Raw genomic sequence first — 25,315 nt, forward strand, 5'->3', positions numbered from 1 at the left:
ATAAACATAGGGTGTGCTAAAAAGGAGTTCATTGTCCTTCTGGCACACCCTGATCTAATTGGATGATGATCAAAAAAAATCCGTTGACACGTTTTGGTTCAGCTCCTTCTTACGATTAGTCTGAAGCCTACATAAGGGGAAGTCCACCGCTCCTGAAATAGACTTCGCTTTCCGCGGGAAGCTGGTGAGCCTCCTCGGACTACCGCCCTGTTGAGTCTCACCGTTGCTTATGGGTAATCATGTAGAAACTTTTCAACTGGTTTTGAATAGATCCCTATCGCTTCAAATACGGATTTTAATGAATCCTAGTGACTGGTCGACCTTCCTTCCCTTCTCCTAATGTTAGTACGTTTCATGCATCATCAACTTTAATTGTGATCATCTTATGGTTATACATATTAAGCATTTCAATCGACCATCGTTTGTCCTCTTCATGAAAAATAATCGATTTTACCACGGGAACCTGCATATGTTTATCGCCTTCTATTTGATTTAAGGCTTTTTGTATTGCTTCGGCCTCAGTCAAGGCTGAATGGCCTGGTGGCGCGATCGTCACGACTTCAAAGCTGTCAAGTTCCGCTCTTAGCGGTTGAGTACCGAGAGCCTGCCCATTTTTAAACCATACTCTGACATATTGCCCGAGTTCAATAGGGACAGGCTCTTGAGAGGAGAGCCAAACTCCCGAGCTGTCTCCATTCAAATAATTGGTGATTAGCAGATTGTTTCCCTCTGTTTTAACAGCATAGCCTTCAAAATCTCCCCCGTTAAAGTCAGCAGGTTGTTCCAATTGTCCGGTAACGTGATTTTTAAACAATACCAAACCCAGCATACAAATTAATAGCATCGTGACATGGATGAAGATAATTTTTTTTTATGAGAACTCCTCCTTTTTTTTGCTAGCGATGAAACAAGAGCAGCGTTCCTGAACGGGTTAAGCGGTGCGTCTGGTTGTGATACTGACGTTCACGCAGCTTCTCTTCTGCAAGTGCTTTGGCAGCTTCGTCTGTCTCAGCCTTAATCCGATCCTCGAAAGCAAGCTCGCCTGTAGCGTGAAAAACGGTCAATGTGTATTCCATTTCTGTCAGCCCTTTCCCTTTTTACTTCAGTTTAAAATGGAGCCGGATCATAATCAATCAAAAATAACCAATCAACCGGAGAAGTGCGTTTTGGGACTAAGAGAGGATATCGAAAATACAGAAAATGGAAGTTGAATCGAGATGATTCCGGCTGATGCCCGTGCTAAAATGGGCTTGATGAAGAAAATGAAACGACAAGGGCGTTTAATCGTATTTCTAAAGAGACAAAGAGAGAAAAAAGGGCAAGGAGGGCTATGGATGGGACTTGATATTACGAATGTGACGAAGCGCTTTGGCGCGTTCACCGCTGTCGATGACCTGACGCTTACCGTACCAGCGGGGCAAATGTTTGGGATGCTCGGGGCAAACGGTGCCGGAAAAACGACGACCTTTCGGATGCTGCTCGGACTGCTGCAGCCGACTGAAGGGAAAATTAGCTGGAAGGGTGAGGAAATCACCTATCAGCGCACGAATGAGGTCGGCTATTTACCGGAGGAGCGCGGATTATATCCGAAACTAAAGGTGAAAGACCAGCTCCTTTATTTAGGGCGGCTAAAGGGCATGGACAAGGCTACAATTTTAACTGAAATGGAAAAGTGGCTTGAACGGTTTAAAGTACCGGAATATGCGACGAAGCGAATTGAAGAGCTGTCAAAGGGCAATCAGCAGAAAATCCAATTCATCGCCGCCGTTATCCATAAACCGGCGCTTCTTATTCTCGATGAGCCTTTCAGCGGGCTTGACCCGGTTAATGTTGAATTATTAAAAGGCGCCGTAATGGATTTGCAACAGAACGGCACAACGATAGTATTTTCCAGTCACCGAATGGAACATGTTGAGGAGCTGTGCGAGCATCTCTGTATTCTTCATCACGGGAAGCCGGTTGTATACGGAAGGCTGCGCGAGATCAAGAAATCGTTCGCCAAGAAAAATGTCTTTATTGCGGGCGACTACGATTTGTCGTCATTAGCCGATCAAGCCGGAGTGCTGAAGTATCGCCAGACAGCAGAAGGGGTTCGTCTCCAGGTCGAGCATGAGGATGTCGCGAGAGATATCTTTCAATTTATTGCCGAAAAAGGCTTTGTCCGCAAGTTCGAAGTGGAAGAGCCGAGCTTGCACGATATTTTTATCGAAAAGGTAGGGGAGAGCTATGCGTAATTTCTGGATTATCGTCGGCCATACGTATACAAAGAAGCTGCTTACGAAAACCTTTCTCGTTACGACGGCGATTACGCTTCTCTTCGTCCTCTTTTTCATGAATATGGAGCGGATTTTTACGATGTTCGAGCAGGATGCGGAGCAGGCAGCCACTCATATTGTTGTCGTCGATGAAACGGATGAGCTGATTGATCCGTTAAGGGACCAGCTGCAGCCGTTTACCGAACGGATTATTTTTGCCGGAGAAGCGGAGACGCTGGAAGAAGCCCGTCAGAGCGTCGAAGCAGGAGACTATGATGCGGCTCTGAGGATCTCTTATGATCAACAGGGGCAGCTCGAAGGAGAGTATTTCTCTGATTCTTTAACACAAACGTTCGCGCCCAACCAGCTGCAGCAGGCTTTGCAGCATGTGAAGGAGACGCGCTTGACGGTCGAACTTGGCCTCAGCCCGGTCGAACTGGAGCGGATCTACCAGCCGATCTCCTTTGAACTGACGACGATCAGTGAAACGGCTAAATCAGAAAGTGAATTGATGCAGGCGCAAATGATCGTCTATGTGCTGTTATTTGTTATTTATTTTACGGTGCTGTTATTTGGAAACATGATCGCGACGGAGGTTGTCACCGAAAAATCATCACGTGTGATGGAAATTCTTGTATCGACGGTTTCACCGATCACGCAAATGTTCGGTAAGATCGTCGGCATTGGCTTGCTGGCGCTGACGCAATATGGTTTGTTGTTCCTGGTCGGTGCTGTCAGTTTGATGATGCAGGCCGACGGAAGCTCATTGGCGGGTGCTTTTTTGTCAGAGGAGCTGCCGCTTGATTTACTCGGTTATGCCATCCTGTTCTTTATATTAGGCTATTTCCTTTATGCGACGCTGTCAGCGACACTCGGTTCGATCGTCAGCCGGGTGGAGGATGTCAATCAAGTGCTCGGGCCGGTCAACTTCCTCGTGATCGGAGCCTTTTTCCTGGCGATGTTCGGGCTGAACGCGCCTGAGTCGACGGTCGTGACCGTGGCGTCCTTCATTCCGTTTTTTACACCGATGCTGATGTTTCTCCGTGTCGGCATGCTGCCTGTTCCGCTCTGGGAGGTCATTTTGGCCCTTGTAATTCTTCTTGGTACCATTGCGGTGCTGGCGGCGATTGGAGGCCGTATTTTTAAAGGGGGCGTGCTGATGTATGGCAAGAGTTCGGCACTTAAGGATTTAAAAAAGGCGTTTCAGCTGTCGAAGCAGGAACGGTAAAAGAGAGGTATGAGTAAAATGTTTGTGGGAGAAGAATTAACCTGATCAACCAGGTAATGGAAGTTCATTACCTGGTTGATCAGGCCACCAAGCGAAAGCGCGGTAGGGTTTAAGCAAAATGCATGAAAAAAGGGTCTCTCCTTGGTAGAATCATAGTCGACAAAAACCCGATTCAAAGGAGAAACCCTATGCAAAAGAATAACACAGAATACCCAACTTTAAAAGAACTTGAACAGCTAGTTTGGAGGAAGTTACAGGAAACCTTCTCAAGTGTGATGACCTGCATACTAGAGGAATATGACGAAGAAATTGTGCAACAACGTGATAAGCAACGCTTCCATTATAAAGATAAACGGCCTCTAAAAATAGACAGTTTATTTGGTGAGATTGAGCTCGCTGTGACAAGTCCTTCCTACCGAAAGGCATCGAACACGCTTGAGACTCTTCTTGGTTATCGTGTCATTAGTCATGAAGCCATTCGCCAACATCTGTTAGAAGTAGAAGCGACGCAGAAAGACCGTCAGCCTATCACACATCCAGTATTGTTTATCGAGGGACTGTATCTAAAGCGACAAGAGAAACGAATCAAAGGGAAAGAAGAGAAAATCGCAGCGGTTCATCAAGGCTGGGAGGTCAACGGAAAAAGGGTGAGTTTAAAGGAGAAGCGACATTATGTTCATCGGGGGAAAGAACCGTTTTGGGAGGGGCTTGAGACGTTTCTCATGGAGGCGTTTGACTATGATCCAGCGGTGCATCGACTTGTCATTAACGGGGATGGAGCGACTTGGATTACCGCTTGTCGAGACTATTTTCAATCACGATTGATCGTTTCCATGTGGCACGTGATATCAGGAGACTGTTTCGAGATCACAGGCGTTATCGAGCCATGCAGAAAGCCCTCGCAAAGTACGATGCAGAAACACTTATAACAGAGCTCAACAGTGCAGTGGGAACGCTTGAGACAGAAGCGAAAGAAGAGCGTTTAGAGGCGTTGATTCATCAGCTTGAACAGTACCCCGAAGCATTGGGAGATTACAGACAATGGCTGAAAGATCAGGGGATTGATCCGACAGGGTTCCGCTCAATGGGAAGTGCTGAGGGAACCATGAGTGTTTTTGCGAAACGTTTGAAGAATGGACGAAGTTGGGTTAAAAAAGGCGCTAGTGCCATGATGACAGCGATGGTTGCATTAATGGATAAACTCCCTCTCAAAACACTAATGGGACGCGTTGAAAAATGGACAGAGCCAAAGGAAGAACGTCCTCCCAAGTACTTTGTGGAGAAGGTCGAGAGTACAATTGGCGAAGCGACACGAAATAACATCATGTATCTCAAACAAAGAGCGAATATTCCAGTTTACCGAGCACTGAAAGACTTGAAAGGCTTTTAAAAGCCCTAAGATTCTTAACAGAGGAGAACCCTAACATTCTGAATTCGCTTACACCTATGAGAATGGAAAATATTCCTCCCACAAAAGGTTGACACAATCTTGATAAAACATTTTATTGACATAACGATTAAAACTATATAGGATACTTAAGTGGCAATTTGTTCCCATGTTAACTTTTTGAAAATGAAATAGTATGTGAAGAAAGAAGGAATGCACGGTGTCACCAGAACAACGAAAGAAAATGATCATCTTAATGATTAATATGTTTATCGCGATCGGTAGCTTTGGCATTATTATTCCAATCCTACCTGCATATCTTGAGTCAATTGGAGAAGGAGGGACAGCAGCAGGTCTAATGATTGCGATTTTCGCAGCTGCTCAGTTTCTGATGTCTCCAGTTGCTGGAAAATGGGCTGATCAGTACGGACGACGAAAGATGATAATTGCAGGGCTTGCTGGACTAACGTTATCGGCGTTTGTCTTTTACTTTTCAGGCTCGGTTTGGGTTTAGTATTTTTCACGTATTATTGGTGGAATTGGTGCGGCGCTTCTGATTCCTGCTATTTTTGCATATGTTGCAGACATTACGTCTGAAGAGCAGCGTGCAAGGGGGAATAGTTTAATTTCAGCAGCCTTGTCTCTCGGAATTGTCATTGGTCCTGGTATTGGTGGATTTTTGGCTGACTTTGGATTAAAAGCTCCCCTCCTTGTCTCGGCATTAGTATCGCTTGTAGCGGTGTTCTTTTCGGTCATTGTCCTAAAGGAAAGTGGAGAAGCTGGAAACTTAATGTCTGATTCAAAACCAGATCCAATGGCAAAAATGATTGTTGAATCGGTTCGAAAACCATACTTTATTCCGCTCGTAATCACGCTTATTATGAGCTTTGGTTTAATGGCGTATGAATCCGTGCTCGGTCTTTTTGTCGATAACCAATTTGGCGCAACACCACAGGAAATTGCGGTCATGATTACGGCAACAGGGATCATCAGTGTGATTGCGCAGCTATTTATTGTTGATCGAATTGTAGCTCGTTACGGAGAGGGTACTGTTCTTAGCACCTTTCTAGGAGTTGCAACAGTAGGATTTTTACTAACATTTTTCGCTTCCAGCTACATTCTGTTTTTCATCGTCACACTGATCATCTTCCTGGCCACATCCATTTTGAGACCAGTCCTTACAACGTTGGTTTCTAAAATGGCTGGCAATGAGCAAGGATTTGCGATGGGACTGAACAATGCATACATGAGTATTGGTAATATACTTGGGCCTTTGCTTGCTGGCGTTTTGTATGATGTTGATATTACGTATCCGTTTATTCTCGGAATGGTTGTTTTAGCTATTACGACGATTGCTTCGGTAGGTTGGCAGAGGAAACGCATGGCTGTTAGAGAAGGTTGATTTTATAAAGAAATGATTATACAAAAACCGTTTGAATGTCACTATTAGTAGTGTAATCAAACGGTTTTTGTATTTGGTGGCTAGAAACTTTTACAGTTAGAACGAAACAGCTATCGAAGACATCTGTATCATTGTTATAATAATGTTACTATGAAGAATTTGTTATGATAAGGAATGAGAATTTTGACGATTACAAAATTAAATGAACAAATGATTGAGAGGCTTGCTTCAAGTCAAGCCGTTTACAAACGAGGAGTATCCTATTACAGAAAAGGCCAGGTAGACAATCTCTATTATAATAATCTTTTTAACTCGTACAATGCACAAGTATATGGAACTCATCTATATGATGTTGAGATCAAAATGAAAGATAGTGATCATATAGATTATATGTGCGACTGCGAGGCTGCTTTTTCCTATGTGGGAGCATGTAAACATGTCATCGCGACATTGCTTGAGTTGCAAGAAAGAGGAGTCACATTTCCAAATAACAGAAGAGTTTCGTTACAAAAAAGCTCTCTTTTAGATGAATTTCAATCGATTCAAAATTGGCAGCAACCTCTGTTACTTGAGAAGGAAACACTGCAAGTTCAATTTGAATTGACAGTAGATTGTGTCGGGGGATACTATCAGCACATGATCGATGGTTTTCAATTAAGTTTACGAGTGGGAGAAGGTCGATTATACGTCGTGAAGGATATGTATGAATTCCTTAAAGCTGTTAAGAGAAATGAACCATACATTTTCACGAATAAATTTGCCTTTAGTCCTAGTGAGCATCTTTTTTTAGACGGGGATCAAAAAGTATTTGATTTATTATATATTCTGCTTTCTATTGAAGAATATCGTACAAACTCATACCGACCAAACAAGAGATATATAGAGGTCCCACCAGTATATCTACAACCGCTGTTAGAGGCATTAAAAAAGCAATCCTTTACCCTGATGTTTAACGGGTATCCAGAGTCTTTGGAACCAATTACTATTCAAGCGTTAAGTAACGATGAAGAGCTATTTTCGTTCTCACTTGTTGAAAGAGAAGATATAGTTGAAATTAACGGGAATGTGTTACCTGGAGTTTTATTTGCTGAAGAAGAGTATAGGGTGGCTTTAAAAAATAATACAATTTACCAGCTAAATGAGGAGCAAGCAAAGGCTCTAGATATTTTATCGAATGAAATTGAACCAAATGAAGCAATTGATTTCGTGCCAAAGGACCAGCTTGAATCATTTTGTTCGCAAGTCCTGCCTCAGCTCTCACGATATGGATCCATTCAGATGGATGAACGCTTAGAGGAAAAGGTTGATTCAAAGCCTTTAAAAGCATCTCTGAAGATTGATTTTGAGGAAGAGGCACTTACGCTTGAACTACTTTTTCAATATGGGAACGAAAAACGAAATCCTTTTGCAGCACAGAAAAAAGAATCAACAGAGACCATTTTAGTGCGCGAAGTTGAAAAAGAACAGCTCATTTTGCATCTTCTTGAACAATCTCTATTTACGGTTAAAGATAGTAAGCTTGTTTTAGTTGAAATGGAGGAAATCGTCGTTTTTCTATATGAACAGCTTCCAAAGTTACAGCCTTATGCTGAGCTCTTTTTAACAAATGATGCCCGTAAACTATTGTTTCAACCAGTATCTACACCAACTGTATCCATTGATGTGGATGGAGAATCGAACTGGCTTGATGTTTCATTTTCAATTGAGGGGATATCGGAGGATGAAATCGTGAGCGTTCTTCGTTCCCTTTATGAGAAAAAGAAATACCACCGTTTATCAAATGGTGCGTTTCTTCATTTAGAAGAGGAGCAGTTTCATTCAATTGCTAAAGCTGTTGATTCTCTTGGAGGATCTGCAAAAGAAGTAGGACAACAAATGAGGGTACCACTTCATAAAGCATTTGCCTTGGATCAGAATAAAGCTGGGACGAAACTTTCAAAAAAATTGCATCGTCTGATTCAAGATGTCACCTCTCCAGAATACAGTGAATGGGCTGTGCCAAAAGAGCTAGAGGCGACTTTAAGAACGTATCAAGAAACTGGCTATCGTTGGATCCATACGCTATCAAAAGCTGGATTAGGTGGTATTTTAGCTGATGATATGGGACTTGGAAAGACTCTTCAGATGATTACGCACTTGCAGGCGGGAAAAGAAGAAGGACAGACAGATAAATCGATGATTATCGCACCGGCATCAGTCATCTACAATTGGGAAAAAGAGATCAAGCGATTTGCACCAATGTTAAAAGTCGCTGTAGTCGCAGGTAATAAAGCAGAAAGAGATCATATTCGTGGACAAGCGTATGACGCAGATGTTTGGATTACGTCGTATCCATTGATTCAACGTGATTTCACGGCTTACGCTGAAATGATGTTTCAAACACTGATTTTAGATGAAGCACAGGCTATTAAAAATGATCAAGCCAAAACGACGAAAGCAGTTCGTTCATTAAAAGCTGCGAGTCGTTTTGCTTTAAGTGGGACTCCAATTGAAAATAGATTAGAGGAATTGTTCTCCCTTATCGAAACCGTGTTACCTGGATTACTTGGTACGAAGAAACAATTCAATGAACTTTCAAATGAACATATTGCTAAACGAATACGACCATTTATTATTAGAAGACTTAAAAAAGAGGTTTTAACAGAGCTTCCAGATAAAATTGAGACAGTTCAATACACTGATTTATTACCTGAACAGAAAAAATATTATCTCGCTCAAGTAAAGCAATTGAAATCAGATGTTGATGATGCAATCTCTTCTAATCAATTTCAGAAGAAACGAATTGAAATATTGGCGGGGTTAACGAAGCTTAGGCAGTTATGTTGTCATCCAAAGCTCGTGACAGATGACAATAAAGCTGAATCGGGAAAGCTCATACGGTTAATGGAATATGTTGAAGAAGGTCTAGCGGCAGGACAACGAATGGTGATATTCTCGCAGTTTACATCCATGCTTGCATTAATCAAAGAAGAGTTTGACAAGCGTGGATGGTCATATTTCTCACTTGATGGACAAACTCCATCTTCAGAGAGAGTGAAGCTTGCTGACCAATTTAATGAAGGTGAGAATAATCTTTTCCTTATTTCCTTAAAAGCAGGTGGGACTGGTCTTAACTTAACTGGAGGGGATACGGTTATTCTCTATGACACATGGTGGAACCCGGCGATTGAAGAGCAAGCAGCTGATCGGGTATATCGTTTTGGACAAACAAAAAATGTCCAAGTTATTAAGTTGATTGCAAACGGAACAATCGAAGAGAAAATCCTAGCACTGCATGAAAAGAAAAAAGCGCTGTTTGATTCAGTTATCCAGCCTGGTGAACAAACGATTTCTTCATTAACGGCTGAGGAAATCAAAGAATTATTGATGTTTTAACAGATGTTGATATAACACCATCTCGTAGATAAAAAAAGAGGTGGTGTTTTTATCATACATAAAAAAACAAAATAACAAAAATAAGATTTTAAAACTCGTGTTAAATATTCAGTTTATTATAAATAGTAAGTCAACAAGATTCACTAATTTGAAAGCGCTATCATAAAGGAGGGATTAAATGTTAACAAAAGCTGCCGTTACGAATGGAAAAGGTGATCCGTTTAAGATTGAATCATTGAAAGTGGATGAACCAAAGGCTGGAGAGGTTCTCGTTCGTATTGTAGGAGTAGGGATTTGTCACACTGATCTGATCGTACGTGATCAATATTATCCTGTTCCTCTCCCAGCCGTTCTTGGGCATGAGGGATCGGGTGTTGTTGAAAAAATTGGGGATGGTGTAACAACTGTCGTACCAGGTGACCATGTTGTCCTTTCCTTTGCATCTTGTGGAACATGTAAGAGCTGCATGACGGGCAGACCGTATGCTTGTCAAACTTTTTATGAGTTAAACTTTACAGGAACGATGCAGGATGGAACGTGCAGAATTCATAAGGAAGACGGGACAGACGTTTCCAATTTCTTTGGGCAAGCAAGCTTTTCTGAATATGCTGTTGTTTCTGAACGAAATGTCGTCAATGTTCCCAAAGATGTACCGCTAGAATTATTAGGGCCTCTTGGATGCGGCATTCAAACAGGTAGTGGAGCTGTTTTGAATAAGCTTAAGCCAGAAATCGGATCAAGTATTGTCGTATTTGGTTCGGGATCAGTTGGGTTAAGCGCGATTATGGCAGCAAAAGTCGCTAGTTGTGGGACGATTATTGCCGTGGATGTTCAAGAAAGCAGACTTGAGTTTGCGAAAGAATTAGGGGCTACTCATACGATTAACCCTAAGAATGTCAATGTTGTTGAGGAAATTCAAGCGATTACAGGAGGTGGGGCTGATTACACAATCGAAACGACCAGTCGACCAGAGGTTTTACGTCAAGCCGTTGATAGTCTTGCCACGCTTGGTACAACAGTCATTATTGGGGCGCCTGCATTAGGAACGGAAGTGAGTCTTGATGTAAATACCATTTTATTTGAAAAGAAAGTGACGGGGTTATTATTAGGTTCTAGTATTCCGCAAATTTTCATCCCACAACTAATTGGCTTGTACAAAGAAGGAAAATTTCCTTTTGATAAGCTAGTAAAATATTATACTCTTGATCAAATTAATCAAGCGGCAGATGATTCAGAGTCAGGTGTCACGATTAAACCAATTCTTAAAATTAGTTAGTAATTGAAAGGGAGTGGGAGTATGGCTAAAGTATCAACAGTTAAATATCCTCAGTGGAGTAAGCTTCCTATCGGCGGTGTTTGGAAAGAGGGCTCAAGTACACTATATGAAACGGTAAAAAATCCATACAATGAGGAAGTTCTCGCTGAAATTAAATTAGCAAATAAGTCGGATATTGATGAAGCGTATAACAAGGCGAAAGAAGCTCAAGCAAAATGGGCGAAAGTGTCAGCTTATGAAAAAGCGTCACTATTAGAGAAGGTGGCTGGGCTTATCGAAGAGCGTCGTCAAGAAATTGTGACAATGTTAGTAGAAGAAAGTGGCAGTTCGATCGTGAAAGCAAATGTTGAGGTAGACGCTTCCATTGGTGATACGAAAGAAGCTGCGAAATATCCATTTAAAATGGAGGGCACGATTCACTCTTCGCTTATCCCTGGAAAGGAAAATAGAGTATATCGCAATCCAATTGGCGTTATTGGAGCGATTACTCCTTGGAACTGGCCGTTTTATTTAACGATTCGTGTTGTCGCACCTGCAATTGCAACTGGTAATAGTATTGTGTTAAAGGCAGACTCTCAAACACCGATAACAGGTGGATTGATGATTGCTAAAATTTTTGAAGATGCTGGTTTGCCACAAGGATTGATCAATGTCATTGTTGCTGATGTAAATGAGATTGGTGATTCGATGGTTGATCACCCTATTCCGCGCGTGATTTCATTTACGGGGTCAACAGCTGCAGGAAAACGAATTGGTGCTGTTGCTGGGCAAAATTTGAAAAAAGTAGCACTCGAACTTGGTGGCAATAATGTCATGATTGTGCTTGATGATGCAGATGTCGATCAAGCCGTCTCGGCAGCTGCCTTCGGTAAATTCTTCCACCAAGGTCAGATATGTCTTTCTGCCAATCGCATTATGGTTGACCGTAAAATCTATCCAGCATTCGTTGAGAAATTTAAAGAAGTCACTTCAACCATTAAGGTTGGAAACCCAGCAGAAGATGGGAATATTATCGGCCCATTAATTAATGAAAAGCAAGTTGACCGAATCGTGAAATTTGTAGAACAAAGTGTAAGTGAGGGTGCAACGGTTGAAATTGAAGGAAAAGTAGAAGGGAAATTGATGAGCCCATTTGTTCTCTCAAATGTGACAAATGATATGGCGGTAGCTCAAAATGAGTTATTTGGTCCTGTCGCTGCGATTATGCCAATTGATGGTGAGGAAGAGGCAATCAGGATTGCGAATGCAAGTAATTTTGGCTTAAGTGGTTCAGTCTTTTCCGGATCGCTCGAGAGAGGCATCAAAGTGGCTCATGAAATTGAAACAGGAATGATTCATGTCAATGACCAAACGGTAAATGTTGAACCTAACATGCCATTTGGCGGTGAAAAACTATCTGGAATTGGTAGATATTGCGGCGAAGAAGCACTTGAAGAATTCACAACAGTTAAGTGGATGTCGGTTCAAAATGATCCACGCCAGTATCCATTCTCATAATAGATGAATAACGAAGGGGCCTACATTGACTGGCCCCATTTCTTTTATTCATGCTAGGGCATTTACATAATCAACGGTCACAATCGTTTGAGAATGAAAGAAATATTTTGAAATGTTTAAATATAATTTTAAAACTATTGCGCTTGATTATTGCTAAGATTAAATTATGATAAATCAAAATTTTCAAACTAACTTTATGGTAAATTTTATTGATAGGAGGGTTTGCAGGTGGATGGAAATGGAAGCTTGAAATTAGATGCTAATAAGGAAAAGTCATGGAATGTGCTTTTAGATCCAGATGTTTTAGAAAGATGTATCATGGGTTGTAAGAAACTAGAGCTTGTTGATGAAAATACGTACCACGCTGATCTTTCAGTTGGCATTGCAGCTGTAAAAGGACAGTATACTTCCATTATCAAAATTACGAATGTCGAAAAGCCTGAACGTTACACCTTGATTGTCAAAGGTGAGGGTGGACCAGGCAATGTCGAGGCTACGGCAAACATTGAATTAACAGAGCAAGATGAGCAGACGACCGTTCTTAGCTACTCGTATGAAGCTGAAGTCGGTGGTAAAGTCGCCATGGTCGGTCAACGAATGCTTGGTGGGGTAGCTAAATTAATTATTAAAGATTTTTTCAAGAAATTCGCTAAAGAATTGGATAAATCTGAAGCTCATCGTTAATGGATGACTAACGTATAGAAAGGAGTGAGGAAATGAATCTCGGGATGGCATTAGATGTTTCTGTGAATCGATATCCGAATAGAATTGCAGTCGTCCAAGAAAATCAGCAATTAAGTTATGCCCAACTAAACGACAAAGTGTTAAAGGTTGCTGCTTCATTGCAAAGAATTGGTGTAGTGAAAAATGACAGGGTAGTTGTGATTTTAAAAAATAGAGTTGAAAACTATGTTGTCTATTGGGCACTGCAAAAGCTTGGTGCCATTTACACACCGATTAATTATCGCCTATCAGCAAAAGAAGTTGAGTATTGTGTAAACGATGCAGAAGCGAAAGTTGTGATCTATGAAAATGCGAGTCAAAATGCTGTGCTCGGAGCTGAGTTCATCAGTAAGCCGATCTTAATTGGCATAGATGGTGTTGTTGGCGTAGATATCTATTATTCTGAGCTAATCAATCGAAGTCCTGGTTCTTTTCAAGAATGTCAGATTAATGAAAATGACATTTCGATTATGCTCTATACATCAGGAACAACTGGAAGACCTAAGGGAGTACCCAGAAGTCATAAAAATGAGTATTCAGCAGCGATGGCACATATCATTCAAAACCAATATGTTTTAGGAGAAAGTACGCTAGGGACGATGCCTCTCTACCATACGATGGGGATTCGCTCATTAATTTCAATGGTTCTCTTAAATGGGAAATTTGCTATATTACCAGATTTTGATGCAGAAGCCGCTCTGAAAATACTAAGTAAAGAAAAGATCAGCTCTCTTTATTTAATTCCTACTTTATATCATGACATCTTAAGTCATAAAAACTTTGATAAATATGATCTGACATCATTAAAGAAAATCGGTTATGCAGGAGCCCCAATGACGACAGATTTAGTACAAAAGTGCATTGATAAACTAAATCCAGCTGTGTTTGTGAATCACTACGGAAGTACAGAAATATATACATTTACCATTTGCCCACATGTGCCTGATAAACCAGGAAGTGCAGGGAAGGCGGGTATTCATGAACAGGTTAACTTAGTTGTTCCTGATCCTGATGGGCATTCCACTCCAAAAGACATCGTGAGAAAAGGTGAAGTTGGAGAAATAATTGTCAATTTAAATTCGAATGAAGCCTTTAAAGGATATTGGAATCGTCCTGATGCGACCCAAAAGGCGATCAGAGATGGTTGGTATTTTACTGGTGACTTAGGTGTACAGGATGATGATGGGGACTTGTTTGTCGTAGGTCGAGTTGACGATATGATTATATCAGGTGGAGAAAATATTCATCCAATTGAAGTAGAAGATACGCTCTCATTGCATCCAAAGGTTGATGAGGTTGTCATTATTGGCGAGCTGGATGAGCGTTGGGGTCAAATTGTTACCGCTTACATTGTTCCGAAAGATCCAACATTGACGATTCAGGAATTAGATGAATTTTGTAAAAGTGATGCTACATTAACGAATTTCAAACGTCCTCGCAAATATGTATTTATAAAAGAAGTTCCAAAAAGTGCAGTTGGCAAAATTCTTCGTCGCAAGCTCCGTAATGGGGAATTTGAAGTATATGAAAAGGAAGTTATCAAATAACATAGAGAAGGAAGTTGATAATCATGTCAGTAATCAATCAAACATACGATCATATTCGAGTAGAAAAAAATGTAGAAAAGCAGACGGCAACGATTATTTTTGATCGTCCAGAAAAAATGAACTATATTAGTATGCTTGCGAGAGATCAGATCACGGAAATCTTTGATGGGTTAAATAAGGACGAGGAAGTACGAGTGATTATTTTAAAAGGAGAAGGAGACAAAGCATTCAGTGCAGGAGGCAGCATTCCTGAATTCATGGCTACACATCAAGAAAAATTATCTCATTTAGCTGAAAATGTCGCCGCCCCAGAACGCTCACCAAAGCCAGTGATAGCGCAATTACAAGGCTATACATTTGGTGTTGGTTTAGAGCTTGCTATGGCCTGTGATTTTAGGATTGCGGCTGAAGACACATTGTTAGGGCTTCCTGAAATGAACCTTGGTATGATTCCTGGAAGTGGAGGAACGCAACGTATTGCTAAAATTGCTGGATTAACAAGAGCGAAGGATATGATTATGAGAGCTCGAAAAATTCCAGCTGATGAAGCGTATCAATGGGGATTACTTACGAAAGTCGTGGCCAAAAGTGAGCTACAGCAATCAGTAGATTCATTGGTAGAGGAGCTTGTCCAATTCTCACCAATAGCGCAAAAAGTTGCAAAAGAAGTGCTAAATGCAGCAGAAGAAAGTCCATTAAGTGTTGGGATTCAAGTAGAAGGGAAAGCATATGGCTTGTTACGGACGACAGAAGACTTTAAAGAAGGTGTTGATGCCTTTGTCGAAAAACGCAAGCCTAAATTCACAGGAAAATAATTAATTTTAGATAAATGGAGCAGGTATTTTTACATGGTATGTATAATATCTTTATTAGAAATACCTGCTCCTTACTAATTATCACATATTTTTAATGGATAATAATGTAAGCGTTTTCTTGTTTAGGAAACTTTCATAAGTCTATGCTATGAATAAGCCTAAATTTTTTTCTTTCCAACTAGAAACTAACCAACTTTTAAGGGAGGGATTTTTGTGGCTGAGTTGTTGATTGTCGATTCAGATAAAGAGACTCGTAATGAAATTCGTTCTCTAGTGGAAACCAGCCAATATAATTTTCTTTCTATTTATGAATCTAGCTTTGCCCAAAGAGGGTTGACATTACTCAAACAGTCTCAGCCAAGTGCGCTCATTTTAGATTTATCTTTGCCTGATATGGACGGTTTAGATTTCGGTCGAATGGCGTTAGAGCTATATCCTGATTTACCGATTATCGTCGTGACTCAAATAAAAATGTTTGAACTAGCTCAGGAAGCGATCAATGCTGGATTTGCTGCCTACCTCTTAAAGCCGCTCCTTCGCGATGTTCTCCTAAACACGTTTGAAAGAATATTAGATCCTTCATTAAGTAAGGAGGTCAATCAAGCGATTAGACAAACAGAAGAGTTTTCAAATGATTTGCGCAAGCCAATTGAAAGTGCGATTCACTATATTCAATTACATTACAATGAGCCATTAACTTTAAAACATCTTGCGGATCTTGTTTATTTAAGTCCGTCCTATTTTAGTAAGTTATTTAAAGAAGAAACAAATACGACGTTTGTTGAATATCTCGCCTCGATACGTGTACAAAAAGCGAAGGGGATGCTGCGAATGTCTTCTTTACCTATTGATGTCATTGCAAACAATACAGGATTTAAAAATTCTGGCTATTTTGCGACAACATTTAAACGAATAGAGGGTAGAACTCCAACTGAATACCGGGAAAAATTTTATTGGAAACGAAATAAAAAAGGAATAGGGTAGTGTGATGAGGAGAGAGTCTAACGTTGAGGCTCTCTCCTTTCTTTTGCGAAAATAGAGCAATGTAATGGTAACGAGAAAATATTTAAAAATAGTAAAATCGAAATTTAAAACTCGCGAAGTAAAAAAACAACTAGTATAAAAGAATAAGAAATAAGACTAAATTTTCTGAAATTTATATTTGTAGAAAGAGGATGATGATTTATGTCAATTTGTTAATAAGGTTCCATAGCTGCAGAATTCTTGGTTTTTGCAAAATCATTTCAAAATGACGAGAGAATGGAGTGAGTGAAATGAACGAAAAAGGTAGGAATCGATTCGATGAAGTTCAAGCACCAGGCATAAAATCAGGGTTAAAAGACTTCCCGAAACATTTAAACAGTCAGACGATCACAACGGGTACGATTGCGGCTATTTTTGGCATGACAGGCCCAGCAATGATTATTATTGGGGCTGCCGAGGCTGGTGGCCTAACAATGGAACAGACGGTATCATGGTTATTTGCGGTTTATTTTGTTGGAGGTATATTTAGTATCTTACTGGCACTTCATTACAAAATGCCGATTAACGGTGCATACTCGATTCCAGGGGCGATTTTAATGGCATCAGCTCTAACCTTATTCTCACTTAATGAAGCAGCAGGTGCATATTTGATGGCAGGGATTTTAGTGCTGATTCTAGGGGTAACAAAATCAATAGGAAAAATCATGAAATTTATTCCGCTGCCAATCATTTTAGCAATGATTGCTGGTTCGATGTTTCGTTTTGCATTAGGTATTGTTGATTCTGTAGAGCAGCTTCCAATTGTGGTGGGATTAACAGTCGTAACGTTTTTTGTGTTATATGGTATCAGAGCTAAATTTCCTCCTATCCTAGGTGCTCTTATTGTTGGAATGGCTGTCGCTTTTGGGATGGGATTATTTCAAACACAGTCTGTGGAGATAGGATTAGCGTTGCCTGCATTGGTCGTTCCTGTATTTACTCTCGACGCCTTTTTCTCGATTTCAATACCATTAGCTATTCTTGTTATTGGGGCCGAAAATGCTCAGGCTACTGGGGCATTATTGGCTCAAAAATATAAGCCACCTGTTAATTTTATGACTACGCTATCTGGTATAGGTGGAATTCTCACTTCATTCTTTGGTGGGCATAATGCAAATATTGCAGGGCCGATGACAGCTTTATGTGCTTCAGAAAGTGCAGGTAAGAAGGAAGGGCGTTATGCTGCAACGATTGTAGACGGAGTATTGTTTGCTTCCTTTGGATTATTTGCAGGTATTGCTGTTCCTATTTTATTGGGGCTTCCGGGCGCACTTATTTCAGCTGTTGCGGGGCTTGCGATGATTGCCGTATTAATTAATGCACTTCAAGGTGCCTTTTCTGAAAAAAGATTTCAAGTCGGGGCGTTTTGTGCACTTGCCATCGGGTTGTCAGGGATCACTCTTTTTCAAATTAGTGCGCCATTCTGGGCGTTAGTTGTTGGGGTCACTGTCTCATTTATTGTCGAAAGAAATGATTTTAAGTCATTAATGAAAGTAGTTACTGTGAACTCAGAATTGCCAGAAGAGAAGGAAGTAGTGAATTCTTAAACATATTTGCGCTAAATTTTAACTTACTATTCTAAATAATAATTTATAAGGGTGAAAGTGAAATTTTAAAACATATATGAACGGATTTTTACTACGATGAAAATAGAATAGTAAAAGATAAGATCCTGCTAAGGGGGGATTGACTTGAACATTGCGATTTCAAAAGAAATTGACAGGTGCAAGCAGCTAGGCTTAAAAGGGGTTCTTGCTACGATCATTTCTGTAGAAGGCTCTACTTATCAAAAAGCAGGTACGAAATGCTTTCTTGCTGAGGATGGTAAATTAACTGGACTCCTGAGTGGTGGATGTGTAGAAAACGATATTATTGAACACGGAAAACAAATTATCGATAGCGGTGAAACAAAATGCCTGCAGTATGATCTTCGAGATAATGGTGATGAATTATGGGGGCTTGGTGTAGGATGTAACGGTTCAATGGAGATTTTTTTAGAGCCTTATCATTCAAGTGGTCATGATCCGAATAGCAAAGTGATCGAAAAAATGTATGCGGTTACAAATCCTCATGTCGTTACAACAATTGTTGATGCGAATGATTCAACATTAATAGGTGAGAAATGGATCGTTTCTTCAAAAAGTTTTAAGGAAGAGAACGTTTCTTCATTATTTAGTAAAAAGAACTTACAGGTCGAGGAAGGAAAGAAGCTGGGATTAGTAAGTGATGGAAAGATGAAGCTTTTTATTGAAGAAGTAGCACCACCTCCAGCATTAATCATTTTTGGAGCGGGACCAGATGCGGTGCCGCTCGTACAAGCGGTGAAACAAATTGGTTGGCATGTTACGGTAATTGATCATCGTCCTGGATTTGTCACGGAAGAAAATTTCCCTTTGGCAGATCAACTCATATGTTCACCACCAGGAACGATGGCAAATGTGGTGCTAAATGAAAATACATTTACTGTCATTATGAGTCATCATTTTTTACAAGATCAAATGGTGCTTAAACACCTCCTCAAAACCAACGTTCCTTATATTGGGTTATTGGGTCCTAAGAAGAGAGCGGTGCAATTATTAGAATCGATTCTCACAATGAAATCGGTACAACAGCTGCGTATGGATCGAATCCATAGTCCAATTGGGTTAAATATTGGGGCAAAGACACCAGAGGAAATCGCCTTTAGTATCGTATCGGAATTAATTGCCGTTTACCGTCATGCATCGGCTGCGCACTTAAAAGATACAGAGAAAGGATTAAGGCTAAAAGGGGAGCGTGATCTCTTATATCAAATGTAAAAAAAGAAGTATGGGGGATTATTTTAGCGGCAGGGAACTCAAAAAGAATGGGGTCGCCAAAACTTTTATTACCATATAAAAATGAATCACTCATTAGTCAAGTGATTCAACAAGTTAAGCATTCTAATTTAGATAATTTTATCATCGTCATCAATGCAAAAGTAGACGGTTTACTTCAAGAAGTACAAAACCACGGAGTCGATCATATCGTTTTGCATGAAGAATCTCAGTTAGGTATGGCAATCTCAATTAAAAAAGGGTTAGCGCAAATACCAGATCATGTCGATGGCATCATGTTTCTCCTTGGAGATCAACCTGGGATGACAAGTGGAGAAATAAACAGAGTTCTAGCAGGCTACAAAGAACAAAAACACGTCCCGATTCTTCAAGCTACTTATTTTGGGAAGCCTGGTCATCCAGTCTTGTTTGATAGAACGATTATGCCACTCCTTTATGAGATTGAAGGAGATATAGGTGCAAAGAATATTTTGAAACAATATAAAGAAAAAATGAAGTATATCGAAATGGAGAAAGAGCCGATTCCGGATATCGATACGATTGAGGATTATAGAAGCGTAATGGAAAAGGAGGGTTCTCATGAATCAATCAATCGGTCAGCCCGTTACAAGAGTAGAAGATAAACGATTGCTTACAGGAAAAGGGACCTATATAGATGATATAGCTGTCACGGCAAATACGGCACATGCGGCTATTTTACGCAGTCCGTATCCTCACGCAAAGATTATGTCCATTGATGCATCAAAAGCAGAGGAAATCCAAGGTGTCAAAAAAGTCATTACAGGTAAGGATATTGAACCGTATCTCAAGCCATTTGGCGTTGGGGTAAGTGCGCCTGTCAAATATTATCCGCTCGCCATTGATAAAGTCCGTTATGTAGGTGAGCCAGTCGCAATTATTGTTGCAAAAGATCGTTACATTGCTGAAGATGCGATGGACTTTGTGAAAGTGACCTATGAAGCACTTAAGCCAGTGGTCGATATTGAATATTCATTAGAAGCAGATGCACCTGTTTTGCATGAAAATATCGGAAATAATATCGCCAATCACCGTACATTCCATTACGGTGAAGTCGATAAAGCGTTTGAGGAAGCGGATCGAATCATTAAGCACAAATTTCATTTCCCTAAATATTCAGCTACTCCAGTTGAAACGTATGGAGTCGTCGCCAATTATGACGAAGGGATGGATCAATATACGGTTCATGCTAATTTTCACGGGCCATTCATTATTCAAGCGGTTATGGCACAAGCCTTACAAATTCCGAGTAATCGATTACGTATCATTGTGCCAAAAGATATTGGAGGAAGCTACGGAATCAAAGCGGGAATTTTTCCATATATTGTACTTTGTGCGATTGCGAGTAAACTAGCTGGTTGCCCTGTTAAATGGATTGAAGACAGGCAGGAGCATCTTTCTTCAAGTTCAAGTGGAACAGACAGGGTGACCTATATTGAAATGGCTGTTCAAAATGATGGAAAAGTTTTAGGATGCAAAATGAAATTAATTGATAATGTGGGTGCATATATTCGAGCGCCAGAACCAGCTTGTTTATACCGCACGCATGCGAATTCTACTGGTGCATATGATATTCCGAACTTAGCAATTGATGCGTACGCAATTATGACCAATAAATCACCAACTGGTTTAATTCGAGGCTATGGTGGGCAAGAGCTTTACTTTCCTTTAGAGCGAATCATGCAAATCGTCGCGGTTGAACTTGGAATCGATCATGCTGATGTGATTAGAAGAAACTTAGTGAAGAAAGAGCAGTTTCCCTATACAACGGCTTCAGGTGGCGTGTATGACAGTGGTGATTATGAAAAAGCATTCGAATTAGTATTAGATACGGGGATGTACGAACAGTTTAAAGAAAAACAAAAGAAAGCCCGTGAGAAGGGGAAGTTATTTGGTGTAGGTCTCGCCTGTATTGTCGAACCATCTGGGTCAAATATGGGATACATTACGATTGCATTAACGCCAGAAGAAAGAGCCAAGTCACTGCCTAAATCAGGCTGTGCTGAAGCAGCCACGATTTCGATGGACCCACTTGGAAGTGTAAATGTCAGAATTAGCACAACACCATCAGGGCAAGGACATGAAACAGTAGCAGCTCAAATTGTAGCTGATGTGTTAAATATTCCAAGAGAGCAGATTAACGTTGTAGCTGAACTTGATACGTCAACGAGTGCATGGTCGATTGCCTCTGGGAGCTATTCGAGTCGTTTTGCTTCACTCGGCTCAAGTGCCGTATTTTATGCTGCTCATAAAGTGCGCGATAAATTGTTTAAGGTTGCAGCCCACCAGTTTAGTGTAGCTGAAAACGACGTAGAACTAATAGATGGCCATTTTGTTGTTAAACATGATGCTACTAAAAAAGTATCGGTAAAACGAATTGCTGGACTGTCTCATTGGAATCCACTTGCACTTCCAGAAGGACTAGAGCCAGGAATCTATGAAACATACTACTATACAGCTAAAATCGCTGAGCCGCCAGATGAAAATGATTTAATCAATTCATCGGTTACGTATGGGTTTGTAGCTGATATGGTGACAGTAGAAATTGACCCAGATACGTATGAAATTAACATTATCGATTATGTGACTGTCCATGATGCAGGAAAACTATTGAATCCTTTAATCGTAGATGGTCAAATATTTGGTGGATTAGCGCACGGGCTTGGTGGAGCCTTGTATGAAGAGCTTGCTTATGATCAAAAAGGGCAATTTTTAACGGGATCATTTATGGATTATTTATGCCCAACTGCACCAGAAATGCCTCCAGTAACGATTAAACATATTGAAACGCCATCACCAATTACACCACTTGGCGCAAAAGGGTTAGGTGAAGGGAACACAATGAGTGCACCTGTTGTCATCGCAAATGCCGTCAGTGATGCATTAAAACCATATAACATCATGATTGATCGATTACCGCTAACGCCAAATAAAATCTATCAACTGCTAGAGCAGGTCAAGGAAACGAAATGAGGAAGGGGGAGGAGTGTGAATGAAACCCGCAAAGTTTGACTATTATAAGCCCAATACATTAAATGAAGCATTGAGTTTGTTAGAAGAGTTAGGAGAGAACGGGAAGATTATTGCTGGTGGACAAAGTCTCGTGCCAATTATGAACATGCGACTAGCAACACCTGAGGCCTTAATTGATATTAATAATCTAGAAGACTTACATTATATTAAGAAAGAAGATAGTATGATCAAAATTGGAGCGTTAACAAGACAAAGGATCGTCGAAACATCAGACATTATTCGTGAACATTGTGGATTATTGGCTGACTCTATTCCGCACATTGGCCATGTTCAAACAAGAAACAGAGGAACGATTGGTGGAAGCCTTGTCCATGCTGACCCTACTGCAGAGTTACCACTTGCTTTGCTAGCCCTAAAAGGGACGTTACACATATCATCGAGTGATGAAGTGAGAGTTGTCGAAGCAGAAGACTTTTTCATTACGTACTTAACTACGGATATGATGCCTAATGAAATTCTAACGGAGATCCAAATTCCGATCATGGATGGTAGAGTTGGATATGCTTTTGCTGAAATAGCGAGACGGCATGGTGATTTTGGCATAGTTGCAGCAGCCTGTGTGATGACGATAGATGATAACGAAAACATTGAATCAATTCGTTTAACACTCGGTGGAGTTGAGGCAATACCATTATTAGTAGAAGAAGCTGAGGAGATTTTCCGAGGAGAAAAGGTGACAGACTCTCTCTTAGAGCAAATAACAGAAGCTGTCGTAGATGTAATCGATCCAGAATCTGATCTGCATGCCTCGGCCGAGTATCGCACACATTTGGCTAAAATCTTAACAAAACGAGTGATTAATGAAGCGTACTCGAAGGCAAAGGGGGTCATATAAATGGAACGCCAAAAAATTCAAGTAACGATAAATGAAGACGTTTATCATGAAGAAGCTGAACCTCGCATGCTTCTCAGTGACTTTATTCGTGAGACTTGCGGCTTAACAGGTACACATGTTGGCTGTGAGCACGGCGTATGCGGGGCATGTACAGTGATGGTTAATGGAACTGCTGTAAGAAGCTGCTTGATGTTTGCTGTTCAAGTTGACGGAGCCGAACTTACTACCGTTGAGGGACTAAAACAAGGGGAAGAACTAACTGACCTCCAAGAAAATTTCATTAAACATCATGGTCTCCAATGCGGCTTTTGTACGGCAGGAATTCTCATGTCCACAAAAGAGTTTCTTGAGCAAAATGAACAACCTTCTACTGAAGACATCAAAGACATGCTATCAGGACATTTATGTAGATGTACTGGTTATGACGGCATTATTAAAGCGATTGAGCAAACAGCGAAGGATCGTGGGTGAAGGGTTAGTCGTATCATAAAAAAGCGTTCGTTCTTGTAGTAGGAAAATGCTACTAATAGAACTGACGCCTTTTTTATGAATGTCTTGATTGGAAAAACAGAAAATAGGCTGACTCCCAAAAGGTAGTATACATTCTTTTGGAAGCAGCCATGAGGGTGTTACTTTCTATTAAAATCCATCCTCTGCCCCTGAAAATGGGATACCTAATCTATTTTCTACTTGGCGGAGTCTACGATTTAAACGATTCAATCGTCCTGTATGAAGTTCATCATTTCGGTTCAGTCTAATAATCTCCTGATTAATTCGGTTGATTTCTTCATTAATTCGTCTGATTTCTTGATTTTGACGAGTGAGCTCTGCTGTTTGGCGCTCATTTTGTCTTTCGAGTTGAGTTACTCTTCGTTCAAGAGATTGAGATGGCTGTCTCATAAACTCCTCTTGTTCTGGTTGCTGCTGCAGATGTTCCTGTTGGACATACGGATAATAATGATCATACATGGAATAGTCAATTTGTTGCGGTACATAGCCTTGATAGAAATATTGCGGGTTCATCAGGTGCACTCCTTTACATTTTTTATAGGGATAAACACCTTATACCTTATGTATAAAAACACGGAGTGACAGGGCCAGTGCCTAAAATTTCTAGATAAAAATAGTGAAAGAGCCTTTAAAATAAAAAAAAGACCGAGCAATCATCGCTCGGTCCTCCTCATAATTATCTGACAACAATCTCATCATTTTCAACAATGACGTTTACTGACGTCACTTCTTCTTGATCTAAAATCAAATCTGTTACGCGGTCTTCAAGTTGTTCTTGAATCACGCGGCGAAGCGGACGTGCACCAAAAGCTGGGTGATAGCCAAGTTCGGCTAATTTTTCTTTCGCTTCTTGTGAAACAGTCATTGTAATGTTTTGCTCTGCTAATGTTTCTTGTAAATCGTTAAGCATTATGTCAACAATTTTGATTAGGCTGTCTTTTTCTAAGTGATTGAATTCAATAATCGCATCAAAGCGGTTCAAGAATTCAGGCTTAAAGTAAGAAGAGAGGGAGTCAAGCACAGATGATGGTTGTGTTCCTTCATTTTCTTCCTCGAATCCAACTGTCTTTTTCTTCTGGCCGACGCCTGCATTACTTGTCATAATAATAACAGTGTCTTTAAAGCTTACTGTGCGTCCTTGGCTGTCAGTTAGACGACCGTCCTCTAAAATTTGCAAGAACATATGTTGAACGTCTGGATGTGCCTTTTCGATTTCATCAAGTAAGATGATTGAATAAGGATTACGACGCACTTTCTCCGTCAATTGTCCTGCTTCATCATGACCGACATAGCCAGGAGGAGAACCAATTAATTTTGAGACGGCGTGTTTCTCCATATATTCACTCATATCAAGACGAATCATTGCGTCTTTTGAGCCAAACATTTCTTCGGCTAATGTTTTCGTTAATTCTGTTTTTCCGACACCAGTTGGTCCGACAAATAAGAAGTGTTAATGACGTTCTACAATGTCTGGATCTTGACGGCGCTAATTGTCCTAAAACTGACGGATTCACTGTCCAAAATGAAGGGGAAGCAATCCTTTGCTCCCCCTTCATTTTACAAATCTACTTGATA

18 protein-coding genes and 3 pseudogenes are annotated in these 25,315 nt (G+C 40.5%); 17 read left to right on the plus strand and 4 right to left on the minus strand.

Going from position 1 to position 25,315, the window contains the following annotated elements; genetic code table 11:
* Positions 1 to 352: 352 nt before the first annotated feature.
* Together M3212_RS19080 and M3212_RS19085 are read right to left on the minus strand one after the other, a co-directional pair.
* Positions 353 to 814, minus strand: coding sequence for a YobA family protein (locus M3212_RS19080; protein WP_251195549.1), 462 nt, complete (start codon positions 812 to 814; stop codon positions 353 to 355).
* Positions 815 to 896: 82 nt separating this feature from the next.
* The gene (locus M3212_RS19085) at positions 897 to 1,076 is read right to left on the minus strand and encodes a YhzD family protein (protein ID WP_251195550.1); all 180 of its coding nucleotides are present in this window, start codon (positions 1,074 to 1,076) and stop codon (positions 897 to 899) included.
* Positions 1,077 to 1,334: 258 nt separating this feature from the next.
* On the opposite strand from M3212_RS19085, the gene M3212_RS19090 reads away from it, so the two are divergent.
* The 17 genes and pseudogenes from M3212_RS19090 (at position 1,335) to M3212_RS19170 (ending at position 23,701) form a co-directional block, all read left to right on the plus strand.
* A complete protein-coding gene (locus tag M3212_RS19090) occupies positions 1,335 to 2,234 on the plus strand; it encodes an ABC transporter ATP-binding protein (RefSeq protein ID WP_251195551.1) in 900 nt (299 codons plus the stop codon).
* Positions 2,227 to 3,483 carry an ABC transporter permease gene (locus M3212_RS19095; RefSeq protein WP_251195552.1) on the plus strand — a complete coding sequence of 419 codons (1,257 nt, stop codon included), beginning with the start codon at positions 2,227 to 2,229 and terminating at the stop codon, positions 3,481 to 3,483. Before M3212_RS19090 ends, M3212_RS19095 begins: the two co-directional genes overlap by 8 nt.
* 188 nt (positions 3,484 to 3,671) lie before the next feature.
* A pseudogene (locus M3212_RS19100) lies at positions 3,672 to 4,873 on the plus strand (UPF0236 family transposase-like protein).
* Between the two features lie 217 nt (positions 4,874 to 5,090).
* A pseudogene (locus tag M3212_RS19105) lies at positions 5,091 to 6,272 on the plus strand (MFS transporter).
* Positions 6,273 to 6,455: 183 nt separating this feature from the next.
* Positions 6,456 to 9,647 (plus strand): SNF2 helicase associated domain-containing protein, encoded by a 3,192-nt coding sequence (locus tag M3212_RS19110; RefSeq protein ID WP_251195553.1) that lies wholly within the window; start codon positions 6,456 to 6,458, stop codon positions 9,645 to 9,647.
* Between the two features lie 178 nt (positions 9,648 to 9,825).
* A complete protein-coding gene (locus M3212_RS19115; protein WP_251195554.1) occupies positions 9,826 to 10,923 on the plus strand; it encodes an NAD(P)-dependent alcohol dehydrogenase in 1,098 nt (365 codons plus the stop codon).
* 21 nt (positions 10,924 to 10,944) lie between these two features.
* Complete coding sequence (locus M3212_RS19120; RefSeq protein ID WP_251195555.1) at positions 10,945 to 12,420, plus strand: aldehyde dehydrogenase family protein; 1,476 nt, start codon at positions 10,945 to 10,947, stop codon at positions 12,418 to 12,420.
* Positions 12,421 to 12,648: 228 nt separating this feature from the next.
* Positions 12,649 to 13,104, plus strand: a complete 456-nt coding sequence (locus M3212_RS19125; RefSeq protein ID WP_251195556.1) for an SRPBCC family protein — start codon at positions 12,649 to 12,651, stop codon at positions 13,102 to 13,104.
* A 32-nt stretch (positions 13,105 to 13,136) separates the two neighbouring features.
* Positions 13,137 to 14,690 (plus strand): class I adenylate-forming enzyme family protein, encoded by a 1,554-nt coding sequence (locus M3212_RS19130; protein WP_251195557.1) that lies wholly within the window; start codon positions 13,137 to 13,139, stop codon positions 14,688 to 14,690.
* 23 nt (positions 14,691 to 14,713) lie between these two features.
* Positions 14,714 to 15,505: an enoyl-CoA hydratase/isomerase family protein gene (locus tag M3212_RS19135; protein ID WP_144449797.1), complete on the plus strand. Its 792-nt coding sequence runs from the start codon at positions 14,714 to 14,716 to the stop codon at positions 15,503 to 15,505.
* A gap of 213 nt (positions 15,506 to 15,718) precedes the next feature.
* The gene (locus M3212_RS19140; protein WP_144449798.1) at positions 15,719 to 16,489 is read left to right on the plus strand and encodes a helix-turn-helix transcriptional regulator; all 771 of its coding nucleotides are present in this window, start codon (positions 15,719 to 15,721) and stop codon (positions 16,487 to 16,489) included.
* Between the two features lie 290 nt (positions 16,490 to 16,779).
* Entirely contained in the window at positions 16,780 to 18,075 is a 1,296-nt protein-coding gene (locus M3212_RS19145; RefSeq protein ID WP_251195558.1) for a benzoate/H(+) symporter BenE family transporter, read from the plus strand.
* A gap of 144 nt (positions 18,076 to 18,219) precedes the next feature.
* Complete coding sequence (locus tag M3212_RS19150) at positions 18,220 to 19,326, plus strand: XdhC family protein (protein ID WP_251195559.1); 1,107 nt, start codon at positions 18,220 to 18,222, stop codon at positions 19,324 to 19,326.
* A gap of 20 nt (positions 19,327 to 19,346) precedes the next feature.
* On the plus strand, positions 19,347 to 19,967 hold the full coding sequence (locus tag M3212_RS19155; RefSeq protein WP_349774210.1) for a nucleotidyltransferase family protein: 621 nt from the start codon (positions 19,347 to 19,349) through the stop codon (positions 19,965 to 19,967).
* Positions 19,924 to 22,335, plus strand: a complete 2,412-nt coding sequence (locus M3212_RS19160; RefSeq protein ID WP_251195561.1) for a xanthine dehydrogenase family protein molybdopterin-binding subunit — start codon at positions 19,924 to 19,926, stop codon at positions 22,333 to 22,335. Before M3212_RS19155 ends, M3212_RS19160 begins: the two co-directional genes overlap by 44 nt.
* Before the next feature lie 19 nt (positions 22,336 to 22,354).
* Complete coding sequence (locus M3212_RS19165; protein WP_251195562.1) at positions 22,355 to 23,230, plus strand: FAD binding domain-containing protein; 876 nt, start codon at positions 22,355 to 22,357, stop codon at positions 23,228 to 23,230.
* Complete coding sequence (locus tag M3212_RS19170; protein ID WP_251195563.1) at positions 23,231 to 23,701, plus strand: (2Fe-2S)-binding protein; 471 nt, start codon at positions 23,231 to 23,233, stop codon at positions 23,699 to 23,701. It abuts the gene before it with no gap.
* 168 nt (positions 23,702 to 23,869) lie between these two features.
* Here the strand turns inward: M3212_RS19170 and M3212_RS19175 are convergent, their stop codons facing one another.
* Positions 23,870 to 24,253 carry a hypothetical protein gene (locus tag M3212_RS19175; protein ID WP_251195564.1) on the minus strand — a complete coding sequence of 128 codons (384 nt, stop codon included), beginning with the start codon at positions 24,251 to 24,253 and terminating at the stop codon, positions 23,870 to 23,872.
* A gap of 163 nt (positions 24,254 to 24,416) precedes the next feature.
* A pseudogene (locus M3212_RS19180) lies at positions 24,417 to 25,187 on the minus strand (AAA family ATPase); the annotation flags it as partial.
* Between the last annotated feature and the right edge of the window lie 128 nt (positions 25,188 to 25,315).

Source organism: Halalkalibacter oceani (genome assembly GCF_023715705.1).
In the GTDB taxonomy this organism is placed as follows: domain Bacteria; phylum Bacillota; class Bacilli; order Bacillales; family Bacillaceae_D; genus Halalkalibacter; species Halalkalibacter oceani_A.